Origin of the sequence: Pseudomonas sp. Lb2C2 (assembly GCF_052112205.1) — a bacterium.
GTDB lineage: Bacteria > Pseudomonadota > Gammaproteobacteria > Pseudomonadales > Pseudomonadaceae > Aquipseudomonas > Aquipseudomonas kilonensis.
Genome location: NZ_JAUTYW010000010.1, coordinates 206,297 through 220,893, shown reverse-complemented (window position 1 = coordinate 220,893; position 14,597 = coordinate 206,297). Strand labels below are relative to the sequence as shown.

15 protein-coding genes are annotated in these 14,597 nt (G+C 62.6%); 7 read left to right on the top strand and 8 right to left on the bottom strand.

The window, feature by feature from the left end:
* Positions 1-48: 48 nt before the first annotated feature.
* Complete coding sequence (gene yedA / locus Q7F16_RS27055) at positions 49-951, bottom strand: drug/metabolite exporter YedA (protein ID WP_014340342.1); 903 nt, start codon at positions 949-951, stop codon at positions 49-51.
* A gap of 161 nt (positions 952-1,112) precedes the next feature.
* On the opposite strand from yedA, the gene Q7F16_RS27050 reads away from it, so the two are divergent.
* The gene (locus Q7F16_RS27050) at positions 1,113-1,565 is read left to right on the top strand and encodes an Lrp/AsnC family transcriptional regulator (RefSeq protein WP_409557241.1); all 453 of its coding nucleotides are present in this window, start codon (positions 1,113-1,115) and stop codon (positions 1,563-1,565) included.
* A 227-nt stretch (positions 1,566-1,792) separates the two neighbouring features.
* On the opposite strand, the gene Q7F16_RS27045 is transcribed toward Q7F16_RS27050, so the two are convergent.
* From Q7F16_RS27045 to Q7F16_RS27035, 3 genes are all read right to left on the bottom strand, one after another.
* On the bottom strand, positions 1,793-2,404 hold the full coding sequence (locus Q7F16_RS27045) for a 3'-5' exonuclease (RefSeq protein ID WP_003205836.1): 612 nt from the start codon (positions 2,402-2,404) through the stop codon (positions 1,793-1,795).
* A 21-nt stretch (positions 2,405-2,425) separates the two neighbouring features.
* Positions 2,426-2,905 carry a LabA-like NYN domain-containing protein gene (locus Q7F16_RS27040; RefSeq protein ID WP_013694260.1) on the bottom strand — a complete coding sequence of 160 codons (480 nt, stop codon included), beginning with the start codon at positions 2,903-2,905 and terminating at the stop codon, positions 2,426-2,428.
* 128 nt (positions 2,906-3,033) lie between these two features.
* Complete coding sequence (locus Q7F16_RS27035) at positions 3,034-3,792, bottom strand: DUF2076 domain-containing protein (protein ID WP_409557240.1); 759 nt, start codon at positions 3,790-3,792, stop codon at positions 3,034-3,036.
* Between the two features lie 175 nt (positions 3,793-3,967).
* Between Q7F16_RS27035 and Q7F16_RS27030 the strand changes: the two genes are divergently transcribed.
* Together Q7F16_RS27030 and Q7F16_RS27025 are read left to right on the top strand one after the other, a co-directional pair.
* On the top strand, positions 3,968-4,627 hold the full coding sequence (locus tag Q7F16_RS27030; RefSeq protein ID WP_024618231.1) for a YciC family protein: 660 nt from the start codon (positions 3,968-3,970) through the stop codon (positions 4,625-4,627).
* A complete protein-coding gene (locus Q7F16_RS27025) occupies positions 4,624-5,703 on the top strand; it encodes an endonuclease/exonuclease/phosphatase family protein (RefSeq protein ID WP_409557239.1) in 1,080 nt (359 codons plus the stop codon). Before Q7F16_RS27030 ends, Q7F16_RS27025 begins: the two co-directional genes overlap by 4 nt.
* Before the next feature lie 136 nt (positions 5,704-5,839).
* Here the strand turns inward: Q7F16_RS27025 and hrpB are convergent, their stop codons facing one another.
* Positions 5,840-8,356 carry an ATP-dependent helicase HrpB gene (gene hrpB / locus Q7F16_RS27020; protein WP_409557238.1) on the bottom strand — a complete coding sequence of 839 codons (2,517 nt, stop codon included), beginning with the start codon at positions 8,354-8,356 and terminating at the stop codon, positions 5,840-5,842.
* 95 nt (positions 8,357-8,451) lie between these two features.
* On the opposite strand from hrpB, the gene Q7F16_RS27015 reads away from it, so the two are divergent.
* Both Q7F16_RS27015 and Q7F16_RS27010 read left to right on the top strand, forming a co-directional pair.
* Positions 8,452-8,871: a hypothetical protein gene (locus Q7F16_RS27015; RefSeq protein ID WP_046065202.1), complete on the top strand. Its 420-nt coding sequence runs from the start codon at positions 8,452-8,454 to the stop codon at positions 8,869-8,871.
* A 28-nt stretch (positions 8,872-8,899) separates the two neighbouring features.
* On the top strand, positions 8,900-9,793 hold the full coding sequence (locus tag Q7F16_RS27010) for a cation diffusion facilitator family transporter (protein WP_053182069.1): 894 nt from the start codon (positions 8,900-8,902) through the stop codon (positions 9,791-9,793).
* 177 nt (positions 9,794-9,970) lie between these two features.
* Here Q7F16_RS27010 and Q7F16_RS27005 read toward each other — a convergent pair whose 3' ends face one another.
* A complete protein-coding gene (locus tag Q7F16_RS27005) occupies positions 9,971-10,978 on the bottom strand; it encodes a DUF6515 family protein (RefSeq protein ID WP_046065204.1) in 1,008 nt (335 codons plus the stop codon).
* A 414-nt stretch (positions 10,979-11,392) separates the two neighbouring features.
* On the opposite strand from Q7F16_RS27005, the gene Q7F16_RS27000 reads away from it, so the two are divergent.
* Together Q7F16_RS27000 and Q7F16_RS26995 are read left to right on the top strand one after the other, a co-directional pair.
* Entirely contained in the window at positions 11,393-11,872 is a 480-nt protein-coding gene (locus tag Q7F16_RS27000; RefSeq protein WP_003205850.1) for an Lrp/AsnC family transcriptional regulator, read from the top strand.
* A gap of 199 nt (positions 11,873-12,071) precedes the next feature.
* On the top strand, positions 12,072-12,281 hold the full coding sequence (locus Q7F16_RS26995) for a DUF2788 domain-containing protein (protein ID WP_007937369.1): 210 nt from the start codon (positions 12,072-12,074) through the stop codon (positions 12,279-12,281).
* Here Q7F16_RS26995 and Q7F16_RS26990 read toward each other — a convergent pair.
* Positions 12,276-12,842 carry a pseudouridine synthase gene (locus tag Q7F16_RS26990; protein ID WP_161798368.1) on the bottom strand — a complete coding sequence of 189 codons (567 nt, stop codon included), beginning with the start codon at positions 12,840-12,842 and terminating at the stop codon, positions 12,276-12,278. The genes Q7F16_RS26995 and Q7F16_RS26990 overlap by 6 nt on opposite strands.
* 151 nt (positions 12,843-12,993) lie before the next feature.
* Positions 12,994-14,493 carry an AMP nucleosidase gene (amn, locus tag Q7F16_RS26985; protein ID WP_161796662.1) on the bottom strand — a complete coding sequence of 500 codons (1,500 nt, stop codon included), beginning with the start codon at positions 14,491-14,493 and terminating at the stop codon, positions 12,994-12,996.
* Positions 14,494-14,597 lie beyond the last annotated feature (104 nt).

The following is a 14,597-nucleotide window of genomic DNA, read 5'->3' as shown; positions in this document are numbered from 1 at the left end:
TAGGAAAAATCAGCGCAAGGTGTGCAATGCGCGGCAGTTTACCCTAAATCAGGCGGCGGCCGGCGCAGGCTTGGGTTTGCGCCACTGCGGCAACCCGATCAACACCACGGCACTGATGATCACCAGCATCGCCACACTTTCTTCAGCGCCAATGGTTTCACCCGCGAACACGATCCCCAGCAACACTGCCACGGCTGGGTTGACGTAGGCATAACTGGTGGCCGCCGCCGGGCGCACATGCTTGAGCAGGTACATGTAGGCATTGAAGGCAACGATCGAGCCGAAGCAGGTCAGGTAAGCCAAGGCAAGCCAACCTTCCAGCGGCGGCATGCTGTCCAGGTGTTCGCCGCTGGCCACGCTGCCGATCAACAGCACCACACCGCCCACCAGCATTTCCACGGCACTGGCCATCGCCCCGGCCGGCAAAGGCAGGTGTTTACTCAGCACCGAACCGAAGGCCCAAGAGGCCGCCGCGAACACCAGCAAGGTCGCCCCCAACGGGCTGGACTGCAGGTTGGAACCGAGGTTGAGCATGGCGATGCCGATCAACCCCAGCACAATCCCCGCCCATTCCAGACGGGTATTACGCGCACCCCAGAAATATCCACAGAGCAAGGTAAACAAAGGCACTGTCGCCACGGCCAAGGCCGCCACCCCGGACGCCACGCCCGTGTGCTCGGCCACACTGACCGCGCCGTTACCAAAACTGAGCAACAGCACGCCAATGATGGCCCCGGCCTTCCATTGCGCCCAGGTCGGCGCCGGTGCCCCGCGCCAGCGCAGGAAGCCGTACATCAGCGAACCGGCCAGCACAAAACGAATCCCGGCCAGCAACAGCGGCGGCCAATGCTCCACACCGATACGAATCACCAGGTAGGTCGAACCCCAGATGACGTACAAGGCAAAAAAAGCAGCGATCAATGGCAGAGGGAAACGGCGTAGGCCAGGCATGTTCAGCTCGAAGTCAGGACAATGAGAGGCTTTATTCTAGAAAGGCGATAGACGGAAAATAAGTTACAAAACCTGTTTATCAAGGCCATACACTTTTCAAAACACGGAGATCAGCGCTATAAATCGCGTTTTCGAAAGTCACGCCAACAGGAAGCCAAACCGTGGATAAATACGACCGCATGCTGCTCAGCGCTTTGTTGGACAACGGTCGGGCGTCCTACGCTGAACTGGCCCGCAAAGTGAACCTGTCAGCCCCCGCCGTGGCCGAACGGGTCAGCAAACTGGAAGCCAGCGGCGTCATCACCGGTTACCAAGCCAAAGTCGACATGGCAAAGATCGGTCTGCCGGTGCAGTGCGTCATCGAACTGCGAATGAACCAGCACGGCAACCAGAAGACCTACGACGAACTGTGCAAGATCCCACAACTGACCGAGTGCCATCGGGTCACCGGCGACCCGTGCGTGATCATGCAAGCGGCGGTCGGTTCGATGCCCGAGCTGGAAGAGCTGATCAACCGCATCGCCAAATTTGGTTTCAGCAAGACCTCTATCGTGCTGTCCAGCGCCATTGAAAAGCGCGTGCCGTTGGGGCAGTTGGAAGGTAACAGCAAATAATCCGCTCAACACAGACCAACCCTGTGGGAGCGAGCTTGCTCGCGATAGCTTTGGATCAGCCAACATTAATGTCGACTGACACACCGCAATCGCGAGCAAGCTCGCTCCCACATTGGATCTTCAGTGAGCACAGGGTCTATGTGTTGCCGGGATATGGTGTGGGAGCGAGCTTGCTCGCGAAAGCGGTCTGTCTGACACATCACTCCCACAGTTGCTTTGTGGTGTGTTTAGAACCCGCGATGCCGCTTGAGGTGCTCATTGATCTTCGCCGCCGGCACCTTCTGCAAACTGCACAGCAAATCATGGGACAACTCCCGCAGCCCATGCTTTTGCCGCAGCTGCGAAGCCAGGTGCGCGGTGAGATTGGCGGCCATTTCGGCGTCGGCCATGGCCCGGTGAGCCTGGCCTGTGTGGGGCAAGCCGGCGAACGTGTTGAGCGTGCCGAGCTTGTGGTTCGGTGCAGCCGGCATCAGGCGCCGGGCCAGCAACAGTGAACAGGCAAAATTCTGCAAGCGAGTACGCTTGATTCGCCCCAGTTCGAAGTCCCAGAACTTCTGGTCGAACGCGGCGTTGTGCGCCAGCAGGGGCGTGATGCCGACGAACTCGTTGACCTCGTTCATCACTTTTTCCGCCGACGGGGCGCTGCGCAGCATGGCGTTGCTGATGCCGGTCAGTTGTTCGATGAAGGCCGGCACCCGTACACCGGCATTCATCAGGCTCTGGTAGCGGTCGACGATCCGGCCTTGCTCGAGCATCACCACCGCGATTTCAGTGGCCCGGCAACTGCTGCTCGGGGTGATTCCGGTGGTTTCAAAGTCGATGACTGCGATGCGTTCCAAACCTTTTGAACTCCGTGAAAATCAATTCTTGAGCAACAACGCGCCTTCGATAGGCACGTAGCGGCTGGCGGCGCGGATCAGCGAGTTGGCAGTCAACCCCGGCACGCCATAGGCCACGGCTTGCACGCCGTGCTTTTGGATGATGCGCTCGAGCAACATGTCGAAATCGCCATCGCCGGAGGCCAGCACCACTTCATCGACGTGGTCGGCAGCGTCCATGATATCCAGCGTGATGCCCACGTCCCAGTCACCCTTGGCCGAGCCGTCGCTGCGCTGGATGTAGGGCTTGAGCTTCACGATGAAGCCCAGGTTGCGCAGGATCTGCTGGAATTGCTGCTGCTTGCTGTCACCGCGATCGATCGCGTAGGCGTAGGCCTCGACGATCTGCCCCTGTTTGCTGACATCGGCCCACAGCGCGGCGTAGTTGAAATGGCAACCGTAGGCCTGGCGCACGGTGTAGTAGAGGTTCTGCACATCGGCGAACACTGCAATTTTTTTCACCGCGTTTCCTCTTGGATGCACATGCACGCAGACCACCAGGGCCGAAAAGTCGCCCAGTATGCCAGCCCGAAGGATTGTTCCGCGAATAATCGGCCCGAGGCGCCAGAGCGCCCCGGACGAATGGCAGGTCAGACGAAGGAGTCGTCGTCGCCGAAGGACGATGAATCGTCGCTGTAGTCCGCGTCGCTGAAGCCGCCCTGGTCGTTGCCGTAGGCGTCGTTATCGGCCACGCGCTGGTCATCGCCCCAGCCGTTGTCGCCGTTGTTGACGGTGTCGTTGACCGGTTGGGCCGGCTCTTCCTTGATGACCTCAACGACTTCCTGCGGTTGCTGGTTGCTGTGGAACAGGCTGCTGATGCCTTGGGCCAGCATCACGCCGCCGGCCACGCCCGCCGCGGTTTTCAGGGCGCCGCCCAGGAAGCTGCCCGCTGCCGGGGCCTGCTGCTGCGGTGCGCCATAATTGCCGGGCGGGGCGCCAAAGCCCTGTTGGGCCGGGGCATTGAAGGACGGCTGTGCCGGTTCGCGCCAGCCACCACCGCTTGCGGCAGGCGCGCTCGCCGGGCGTGAATCCCGCGGGCTGCCACCGAAAATACTCGAGAGGAAACCTCCGCCGCCGCTTGGCGCCGACGTCTGTTTGCGGGCCTGTTGCAGCTCGGCCTGCAATTGCTCGACTTGCTGGGTGAGTTGCTTGTTCTGCTCATCGAGGCGCTTGATCGCGGCCTCCTGCACCAGAATCGCCTGGGCCATGAAATAGCCCGCCGCTGGCTGGCTGGCCAGGTGTTCCTTGATCCGCGCCTCGGCCTGGACGTCGCGCGGGGCTGAATCCTTTTCGGCCTGTTGCAGCCGTGAAAACAGTCCATCGATCAGGGTTTGTTCTTCGCTGTTCATGGCGACCTCATTAGATTGCCGGGTAGAAACCATTCCGATCCCGAAGACCGGTGCCCATCAGTAATGGGGCTCGTCGAAAAGCTTTCAATGGTCTTTACCTGATGTTTACGTTTGTTTCTGCGGTCACCTGATGGGTAAAGTGTCGGACCGCTTTTTCGAACTGCGATACCGACCCATGAATCCGTTAGAAGTACTGCGTGACTCTTTGTATTTTTTCAAGCGCCATCTGGGCCGGATCGCCCAGTTGTGCTTGCCGCTGGTGATACTCGAAGCGGTGCTGCAGCAGGGGGTGGACAGCGCCGTCGGGGCCGACGGCTTTTCCGGCTACAGCGTGATCGTCGGGCTATTGGTGTACCCGCTGTACACCGCGGCTTTGATTCTGTTTCTCGATGCCCGCAGTCGTGGCGAAGCCCCCCGCGCCCGCGATTTGCTCGCCGCCGCCCTCCTCCAGTGGCCACGCTTCGCCTTGCTGACCGCGCTCAATACTCTGCTGATCCTGATCGGCATCTCGTTGTATTTCCTGCCAGGGCTATGGCTGATGGTCGTCCTGGCTTTCGGTGAGTACCTGCTGGTATTGAAGGGCTTGGCGCCACTGGCCGCGATGAAGGAAAGCGCGCGCTTGAGTCGAGGTCATTTCTGGCGAATCCTGCTGTGCATCCTGGCCGTGATGGTCCCGCTGTGGCTGCTCAAGGGCGCCAGCGTCTCGGTGTATCCGCCGCCGCAAAATCCTTTGGTCAGCTTGCTGATCGACAGCATCCACAGTTTTCTGCAATTGTTCACCACTGTCGTGCTGTTCCGAATGTTCATGTTGATTGCAGAAAAGCCTGAGCCATGACCCGTCTACTGCGCCACACCTTGCTGGGCCTGCTGTTGATCCTCAGCCTGGCCGCCCTGTCGATCTACGCCCTGACCTGGCGGCCACAGCCCCGGGAAAGCATGCCGGTCAGTTGCGCCGCCAACGCAGCCCCCCTGGTGCCTGGCCAGGCCTTGAAGGTGATGACCTGGAACGTGCAGTTCCTCGCCGGCAAGCGCTACGTGTTCTGGAACGACCTGGCCCAGGGCGACGATGAAAGCCCGACCCTGGAAGACATGGCCTTCAGCCTCGACGAAGTGGCCCGGGTCATCCGCGACGAACAACCGGACATCGTGTTGCTCCAGGAACTGGACAAGGGCGCCAAGGCCAGCGATTACCAGGACCAGCTCAAGCTGTTGCAGGAACGGCTGGCCGACCTCTATCCGTGCGGCACCAGCGCCTTCGACTGGAAGGCCGACTTCATCCCCGACCCGCACATCTTCGGCAGCGTCGGCCGGCAACTGGCGACCCTGAGTCGCTACCGCATCGACCGTGCCGAACGGGTACAACTGCCGGTGGCCGACGCCAACGTTATCAGCCGTCAGTTCCAGCCGAAGAATGCCTTATTGGTCAGCTACCTGCCGCTGAGCGATGGCGGCCAGTTGGCGGTGCTCAACACGCATCTGGAACGGGCCACCGAGCCGGACGAAACCCTACCCAAGCAAATCACCGCCGTAGCCAAGGCACTGGATAAATTCGAATCCGCAGGCACGCCCTGGCTGATCGGCGGCGACTTCAACCTGCTGCCCCTGGGCCAGTACCGGCGCCTGCCGTCCGAGCAACGCACGCCCTACGCCGCCGACAGCCCCCTGCATCTGCTGTGGGACAAATACCCGATGATCCCCACCAACAACGAGGCCAGCGGCATCGACCGCGGACACTGGCTGACCCACTACCCGAACGACCCTGGCCTCAACGGCCCCGACCGCACCGTCGACTACCTGTTCTACAGCCCACGAATCAAACGGGTCCAGGCCCAGGTAAGGCAGGACGACACCTTGCGCATCTCCGATCATTTGCCGGTGATTGCGCGGTTTTTGTTGCCGGCTACGCCTTAACGGGCTCACCACCGAACACATGTGGGAGCGAGCTTGCCCGCGATAGCGGCGGATCAGCAACATGACTATCAGCTGACACATCGCCATCGCGAGCAAGCTCGCTCCCACAGGGGTTTGGGGGTGGATCGGAATCAGCTCACTTACGCGGCTTGACCCGCGCCGTCGCTTCCGCCACCAGCGGGTCGTCCGGCCAGTAATGTTTGGGATAGCGCCCCTTGAGGTCCTTCTTCACCTCGGCATAGGTGCTGCGCCAGAAGTTCGCCAGGTCCTGGGTGACCTGCACCGGTCGGCGCGCCGGGGACAGCAGGTGCAGCTTGACCACCTGCCGCCCACCAGCGATGCGCGGGGTGTCGGCCAGGCCGAAGAGTTCCTGCAAGCGCACTGCCAGGATCGGCGGATGCTCGCTGTAGTCCAGGCGAATCGACGAGCCCGAGGGCACGCTCAAATGGTGCGGCGCCAGTTCATCCAAGCGTTGCGGCAGGGGCCAGGGCAACAGGTTGTGAACGATGCTCGACAAATCCAGGTTGGCAAAATGGCTGAGGCGCGAGACTCGGCCCAGATACGGCATCAACCAATGCTCTAGGTTGTCCAGCAAGGCGCCATCGCTGACGTCCGGCCATTCGCTCTCGCCCTTGGCGTCCAGATCCAGGCGCCGCAGCAGCGCCACCCGCGCCTGCCATTGCCGCAGTTCCGGGGTCCAGGGCAATAATTCCAAGCCCTTGCGCCGCACCAGGTTCACCAGGGCCTGGCTACGGGCCGACTCATCCAGGCCGGTCAGCGGTTCGCGGCTGAGCACCAGTTCGCCGACCTTGCGCTGGCGCTCGGCGCGCAGCACGCCTTCACGCTCGTCCCAATCCAGTTGATCCACAACGCGTACTTGTTCGGCCAATACCGAATCGAACAGCGCCGGGTCGAAATCCGTCGCCAGGTAGATCCGCTCTTCCCGCTGGCCCTGGCGGCTGCCTAGGTCGGCGATCACCAGCCACGTTTGTTTCATCAGGCTGTCAGCCTCGGCAAACAGCGCCGCACGCCCATTCGCCAGGCGATACTCCGCACCGCCGGGCCGGCGCTGCTGGGCAACGCGGTCCGGGTAAGCCAAGGCCAGCAACGCGCCGAGCCAGCGCGGATGATCGGGATCGACCACGGCTTCTTCGGTCTTGCCCCGCAGGTAGCCGCGATATTGCCGGGCCAGTTGTCGCGCCCGCTGCACCCCACCCTGGGCGCCGCGCGCTGCTCGCTCTTCGCCGGACAGCAAGGCCAGGCGAGTGTGCAGGTCCGCGCCGGCGCCACGCAGAATATCGCGCTCGCCCAACAGCGCGGCGACGTTGCAGGCCATGTCCGCCAGCCCCAGCGCCTGGCCGCGCAACAGCAGATGGGCGATACGCGGGTGGGCCGGCAGTTCAGCCATGGCCTGCCCGTGACGGGTCAGTTGCTCGCCCTCCAACGCGCCCAGGCGTTGCAGCAGATCCTGGGCCTGGGCATACGCTGCGGAGGGCGGAACATCGAGCCAGACCAGTTGCGACGGCGTCACGCCCCAGCGCCCCAATTGCAGGGCCAACCCGGCCAGGTCCGCCGACAGAATCTCCGCGCTGCCGTAAGCGGCCAATTGTTCATGCTGGTCTTCGGACCACAACCGGTAACACACCCCCGGTTCCAGACGCCCGGCCCGACCGGCCCGCTGGGTGGCGCTGGCTCGGGAAATGCGCTGGGTGTCGAGCCGGGTCATGCCGCTGCCCGGGTCGAAACGCGGCACCCGGGCCAGTCCGGCGTCGATCACCACTCGTACGCCGTTGATGGTCAGGCTGGTTTCGGCGATGTTAGTGGCCAGCACCACTTTGCGCTGGCCGGGCGGCGCGGGGTCGATGGCAGCGCGCTGGGCAGCGAGGTCCAGTTCACCGTGCAGCGGACAGAGCAACACCTTGCCGCCCTCGCCCAGGGCCTCGGCCAGTTGCTGATGAACCCGGCGGATCTCGGCCTGCCCGGGCAAGAACACCAAGACGCTGCCGGTTTCATCATGCAGAGCTTCCAGCACGGTCTGCACCAGCCGCGGCTCGATGAACTCGCCGGGCTGGAACGGCCGGCCCCAGCGCACCGTCACCGGGAACATGCGGCCTTCGCTGCGCAGGATCGGCGCGTTGTCCAGCAACCCGGCCAGGCGTTCACCTTCCAGGGTGGCGGACATCAGCAGGATCTTCAGTGGCTGGTCTTCGCGAAACAGCTCCCGACCGTTGAGGCTCAAGGCCAGGGCCAGGTCGGCGTCGAGACTGCGTTCGTGGAATTCATCGAAAATCAGCAGCCCCACGCCTTCCAGCGCCGGATCGTCCTGCAAGCGCCGGGTAAGGATGCCTTCGGTGACCACTTCAATGCGGGTCTTGGGCCCGACCTTGCTGTCGAGGCGAATCCGGTAGCCGACGGTTTCACCGACCTTTTCCCCCAGTTCGCTGGCCAGCCGCTCGGCCGCCGCCCGTGCCGCCAGGCGCCGGGGTTCGAGCATCAGGATGGTCTGCCCGGCCAGCCAGGGCTCGTTCAGCAAGGCCAGGGGAACACGGGTGGTTTTACCGGCACCGGGCGGCGCTTCGAGCACGGCTTCGTGGCGCGATGCCAAGGCATGACGCAGGGCGGGTAAAACTTCATCAATCGGCAAAGAAATCATGCTGGCTCCAAAACAGAGGGCCGAGTATAACGGCGAACTGTTTAGCGTGGTCTGGACTCCAACCAGCAACGCCTTTACCTGTTCAGGAGATTGCTATGCGTATTCCCTTTCGCGTGATAGGTGGCGTCCTGGTCGCCGCCCTGCTGACTCAAATCAGCGCCTGCGGCTCGATCTTCTACCCGGACCGTCGCGGCCAGATCGATGGCAAGATCGACCCGGCGATTGCCGCGCTCGATGCCGTCGGCCTGCTGTTCTACATCATCCCCGGCCTGATCGCGTTCGCCGTGGACTTTGCCACTGGCGCCATTTATTTCGAGCCGGGCCGAAGCGTCCAGATCGAGCCAGAGAAACTCAAGCCGGCCATCAACCCCGACGGCACGGTCAATAACCAAATGCTGCAGGCGATCCTGGAACGCGAACTGGGTCGCAGCTTCCCGCTGGACGATCCTCGGCTGATCCAACACAAGGGCAGCGCACAACAACTGGCTGCCCTGGGTCTCAAACCCGCCGCATGACAAGCGCTATTGAAGGAACGACCGCGCCATGACCACCAGCACCGAACACGCCCGTCTGCTGCGCCTGGCCACCCGAGCGTCGGTGGCCGTGGCGCTTGTCCTGGTCGTCGCCAAGGCCCTGGCCTGGTGGCTGAGCGGCTCGGTGAGCATGCTTGCCGGCCTGACCGACTCGGCATTGGACGGCGTCACCTCGCTGCTCAATCTGCTGGCGGTGCATTACGCCCTGCGCCCCGCCGACGATGACCATCGCTACGGTCATGGCAAGGCCGAATCCCTGGCCGGCATGGCCCAGGCGCTGTTTATCGGCGGCAGTGCGGTATTGATCGCCTTGCAGGCTTTCGAGCGGCTGAAAAACCCGGTGCCGGTGGACGCGCCCTGGCTCAGCGTCGGCGTGATCGTGTTTTCCCTCGGGCTGACCCTGGCGCTGCTGGCGTTGCAGCATCGGGTCATCCGCGCCACCGGCTCCAACGCCGTGCGCGCCGACTCGCTGCACTATCGCTCTGACTTGTTGCTCAACGGCAGCATCCTGGTGGCACTGGTGCTGGCCGGATTCGGCTGGTATCAGCTCGACGCCTGGTTCGGCCTGGGGATCGCCATTTACATTCTGTGGAGCGCCGTCCAGATCGCCCGGGAAAGCTTCGCGGTGCTGATGGACCAGGAACTGCCGCCCGACGTCAGCCAGCACATGCTGGAACTGGCCTGCGCCGTGCCCGGCGTGCTCGGTGCCCATGACCTGCGCACGCGGATCTCCGGCAACCACTGGTTCGTGCAACTGCACCTGGAGTTGCCGGGGGAATTGACCCTGTCAGTGGCCCACGGCATCAGCGACCAGGCCGCCGATGCGATCCATCATGCCTATCCGAAGGCCGAAGTGCTGGTGCATGCCGATCCGTCGGAAGTGGTGCAGCGCGCCAGCACTTAGGGTCCACCAGCCTGTGGCGAGGGGATTTATCCCCGCTGGACTGCGAAGCAGTCCCAAAAGCAGCGACTCCACCTTTCTAGCACACCGAGTTGTGAAACCTGAGAACTGCTCCGCAGCCCAGCGGGGATAAATCCCCTCGCCACAAGAGCAGGTCTCAATCCTGGCGTGCTACCAGACTCAGTACGTCACCTGATACCCACGACTGCTCAAGCAACTGCCCTGGGCCTGGCGATAGGTCTGCACCACTTCCGGTGCCGGAGGGTAGGTGTAGTTGCGCGGGTCGAAACCACTCTGCTGCACGGCCCAGCGATAGCAGTCGTAGCCATCCTGGTTGACCTGCTCGGGCGACTGGCCGTTGGCCGGATAGGCCACCACGTCAAAGCTGTTGCCCTGGGGTTGAGGTTGCGGGTTGGCCACGGGCGGCTCGACCACAACGTAATCCTGAGTATTGGCTTCGTAGATGTAATAGGCGCCGGCGGCGAGAAAGAACAGTGAACTGCCGATCCACACTTCCCTGGCGTAATCGGGCAGGTAACGGGTACGGATGCCCCGCGGCGGTGCGACCACGACATAACGCGGCCCTTGCGGGCGATACCAGTAGCCACCCGAATAGAAGTAATCCTGGCCGCGATAGGGCACGCGGTAGTTGCGATCCGGGAAACGGTCGATCACATAACCCGGGCGGTATTGCGGCCCCGGGCCCCAGCCGTTGCCATGGCCGTCCGGCCGACCGGGCCAATGCTGTTCGGGACGGTTGTCATGACTTGGGCGTGGCCCGCCGCTCGGATAACCATCGCTGCGACGAGGAATGTCGCGGTAGTACCCCGGTTGCGGTTCCCGAGTCTGGCTCACGCTGTCGGGCCGGCCCTGGATCGGCAGGTTGTTACCGGGTTGCGGCTGCGGCGGGCGACCGTGGGCGTTAGGGTCCTGCGCAGGACGATCGTAATGCTGTGCGCCTGGATTCTGCGGCTTGACCTCGAACTGACGACTGTTGTCGCCGCGAATGATTTCGTTGCTCTGCGGCCGCGGCTGGCCCGAATAACCCTGGCCGTTGCCGCCGCGCCCATCCTGCCCGCGACCGCCGTCCGGACCGCCACGGTTTTGCTGATCGTCGGCCATTCCCTGCGCACTGACACTTGCCCACAACAGACCAACACCTGCCAAACGCCAGATGCGCGACTTCATGAAATTCCTCACAACGGTTCAGGGCCTGATGATAAGACTGGAAAAGCCCAGGCCGGTTCTGCGACAGGTTATCAGCCACGGGGTTTATTTCGCAGGCATTAAAAAAGGGAGACCCGTCGGCCTCCCCTTGAGAATTTCGTCCGTGCTCGACGCTTATGACGTCGGCTCACCTCACGCCGTCTTCTGGACAGTGTGCAGCTCGGGGGTCTGCCAGTACCGGTGGGTACTGCGACCGCAGCCGGCCTGATCGGGCGGGCCGCATTGGACTGTTTGTCCGAGCAGTGATCTTGGTGGTAAGCATAAGCCTGGGGCGCCGACAGATGATTGCGAAGATTGCGGAAATAAACATCACTTGCGCAATTTTTAACCCTAGATAGATAATCTGCCGCAATTATCAAGATAAAGGCCCGACCGATGAGCAAACTTGACCGTTACGACCTGAGTATTCTGGCGGAATTGCAGCGCGACGCGCGCATCTCCAACCAGGAACTGGCCGAACGCATCGGCCTGTCGCCCTCCCCCTGCTCGCGACGGGTCAAGCAGCTGGAAGATGACGGCTACATTACCCGCCAGGTCGCCCTGCTCGACCGCAAGCTGCTGGGCCTGAGCCTGACGGCGTACGTGCTGATCGGCATGGACCGCCACACACCCGAGCGTTTCGAAAACTTCGAAGCTGCCATCCGCAACCTGCCGCAAGTGCTGGAGTGCAGCCTGGTCACCGGCATGGACGCCGACTACCAACTCAAGGTCGTGGTGCCGGACATGGACCATTACCAGAAACTGCTGCTGGGGCACCTGACCCGGATCGATGGCGTTACCAGCGTGCGTTCGAGTTTTGTGCTGAACCAGGTGCTTAACAGCACCGAACTGCCGTTGACTCATCTGCGTAACTGAAACCGCCATCGCGAGCAAGCTCGCTCCCACAAGGAATTGCGCCCTGACACAGATCCACTGTGGGAGCGAGCTTGCTCGCGATGGCGTCAGCCCAGCCGATGAATAGCTGCGACACACCGCCGCAGGCCAATCCACCGCCCGCCCCCCATGCCTTATACTCGCCGCGCCTTTTCAACCCCGTCCACGCCGGAGTGTCCTGATGGATCCTGCTGTTTTCGAAGAGTGGATGATGACCGGCCTGGTCAGCATCCTGATCATTTTCATGGGTTTCATCGTCTGGGACCTGGCGAAGAAGTCCAAGGCCGGGCGTTTCGGCTCGTTCATCCTGTTTTTCGTGCTGGGCCTCGGCGTGGCGGCGTTCGTTATCAAGAGCGTGGTGATCGGCCTGATCGAATCCGGGACGTTATAAGCGCGCCGGCACTTCTTTCCACTGGCCCTGATCGAGCCCCTCGATCGTCCAGTCGCCGATCCTGACCCGCACCAGGCGCAAGGTCGGCAAGCCCACGGCGGCGGTCATGCGTCGCACCTGGCGGTTGCGCCCTTCGCGTATCACCAATTCCAGCCAGCTCGTGGGCACGCTTTTACGAAAACGCACCGGCGGGTTGCGCGGCCACAATTGCGGTTCTTCCAATTGGCGCGCCTCGGCCGGCAACGTCATGCCGTCGTTCAACTCCACGCCGTCGCGCAAACGTTGCAACTGTTCAGCGCTCGGCTCGCCCTCCACCTGCACCCAATAGGTCTTGGCCAGCTTGTGCTTGGGGTCGGCAATCCGCGCCTGCAACTGCCCATCGTTGGTCAGCAACAGCAAGCCTTCGCTGTCGCGATCCAGCCGTCCGGCCGGGTAGATGCCCGGTACGTCGATAAAATCCTTGAGTGTCGCCCGCCCTTCACCGTCACTGAATTGCGTCAGCACATCGAAAGGTTTGTTGAACAGAATCAGCTTCGACTCGGCCGGCGGGGCCTTGGCCACGCGGCGCGGCGCGGAGGCTGGAAGCTTCGCGCCAGGGCGACGGGAAGCAGGGCGTGGAGGACGGGGCATGGCGAATACAACATCTAACGGTCAGGGCCGACCATGCTAGTGGCCCGACCGTTAAATAACCACCATCCCCTTCAACGTGGCATCAGCGGAACGGCGGCTCGTCGAAGCTGCGCAACTTGCGCGAATGCAACGAGTTGAGTTCGGTGCGCAACAGATCCAACGCCTCGATGCCGATCTTCAGGTGCTGGTTGACCGCTCGCTCATAGAACGCGTTGGCCGAACCCGGCAGCTTGATCTCGCTGTGCAGCGGTTTGTCCGAAACGCAAAGCAACGTGCCATAAGGCACCCGCAGGCGATAACCCTGGGCGGCGATGGTGCCGCTTTCCATGTCCACCGCCACCGCGCGGGACAAGTTGATCAGCGGACGCTCCTGGGCCCAGCGCAGTTCCCAGTTGCGGTCGTCGTAAGTCAGCACGGTCCCGGTACGCAGGCGTTTTTTCAGCTCATCGCCCTTTTCGCCAGTGATGTTCGCCGCGGCCTGTTGAAGCGCCATCTGCACTTCGGCCAAGGCCGGAATCGGAATGTTCGGCGGCACCACCCGGTCGAGGATCCCGTCGCGACGCATGTAGGCGTGGGCCAGCACGTAGTCACCGATGGTCTGGGACTGCCGCAGCCCGCCGCAGTGGCCGATCATCAGCCAGCAATGCGGGCGCAGCACAGCCAGGTGGTCGGTGATGTTCTTGGCGTTGGAGGGACCGACACCGATGTTCACTAGGGTCACGCCATGGCCATCATTGGTCTGCAGGTGATAGGCCGGCATCTGGTAGCGATGCCAGACCACGCCGGCGGCGATGGCCGACGCTTCGCTGTGCTCCATGTTCTTGTCGATGATCACATTGCCCGGCAAGACCATGCGCACAAAGCGCGGGTCGCTGCGCAGTTGCTCCAGGCCATGGACAATGAACTGGTCGACATAGCGGTGGTAGTTGGTCAGCAGGATCCACGGCTGCACATGGCGCCAGTCGCTGCCGGTGTAATGCACCAGCCGGCGCAGGGAAAAATCCACCCGCGCCGCGTCGAACAGCGCCAAGGGCAGCGGGTCGGTGTTTTCCCAGTCATAGAGGCCATCGGCGATGCCATCGGTGGCGGCCGACAGGTCGGTGCTGGGGAAGACCCGTGCCAGCACGGCGGCGGTCACGCCGGAGCCTGCCAGTTCGTCGCCCTGCTCCACCACGTACGGGTACGGAATGTTCTGCTCACTGACGCCCACTTCCACGGTGACGGTAAAGTCGTGCATCAGCGGGACCAGCTGTTCCAGCAGGTATTTACGGAAGGCCGCGGGATGGGTGACGGTGACGCTATAGGTGCCGGGCAACTGGACCTTGGCATAGGCACGCGTGGTTTGCGGGACTTCGCCGTGGCAGTGATAGGTCAGGCGCAAGGCGGGATAACGAAACAACGCACGCTGCTCGGCATCCGGCTCGACGCGGTCCTTGAGATAACGCATCAGCGCCTGGTTCAACGCGGTGGTCGCACGCTCGTGCAGGGCCGCCAGACGATCCACGGCTTGTTCGGCGGTTTGAACGACAATAAACGCTTCGGTCACGATCAGCTTCCTGTGTTCTGACTTGCAGGCCTTCATCTTGCCTGCATCGCCGCCCGACGGGAACAGTGGCGTAGTGACCGAGACTCCATAAAGCCCCTGTGGGAGCGAGCTTGCTCGCGATGGCAGTGTGTCAGCCACCA

Excerpts from the sequence above, each read along its gene's own strand:
- Q7F16_RS26995 (WP_007937369.1), top strand. The coding sequence starts at position 12,072 with ATGGATCCTGCTGTTTTCGAAGAGTGGATGATGACCGGCCTGGTCAGC.
- Q7F16_RS27025 (WP_409557239.1), top strand. The coding sequence starts at position 4,624 with ATGACCCGTCTACTGCGCCACACCTTGCTGGGCCTGCTGTTGATCCTC.
- Q7F16_RS27035 (WP_409557240.1), bottom strand. The coding sequence starts at position 3,792 with ATGAACAGCGAAGAACAAACCCTGATCGATGGACTGTTTTCACGGCTG.
- Q7F16_RS27000 (WP_003205850.1), top strand. The coding sequence starts at position 11,393 with ATGAGCAAACTTGACCGTTACGACCTGAGTATTCTGGCGGAATTGCAG.
- Q7F16_RS27015 (WP_046065202.1), top strand. The coding sequence starts at position 8,452 with ATGCGTATTCCCTTTCGCGTGATAGGTGGCGTCCTGGTCGCCGCCCTG.
- hrpB (WP_409557238.1), bottom strand. The coding sequence starts at position 8,356 with ATGATTTCTTTGCCGATTGATGAAGTTTTACCCGCCCTGCGTCATGCC.
- amn (WP_161796662.1), bottom strand. The coding sequence starts at position 14,493 with ATGAAGGCCTGCAAGTCAGAACACAGGAAGCTGATCGTGACCGAAGCG.
- Q7F16_RS27030 (WP_024618231.1), top strand. The coding sequence starts at position 3,968 with ATGAATCCGTTAGAAGTACTGCGTGACTCTTTGTATTTTTTCAAGCGC.
- Q7F16_RS27005 (WP_046065204.1), bottom strand. The coding sequence starts at position 10,978 with ATGAAGTCGCGCATCTGGCGTTTGGCAGGTGTTGGTCTGTTGTGGGCA.
- yedA (WP_014340342.1), bottom strand. The coding sequence starts at position 951 with ATGCCTGGCCTACGCCGTTTCCCTCTGCCATTGATCGCTGCTTTTTTT.
- Q7F16_RS27010 (WP_053182069.1), top strand. The coding sequence starts at position 8,900 with ATGACCACCAGCACCGAACACGCCCGTCTGCTGCGCCTGGCCACCCGA.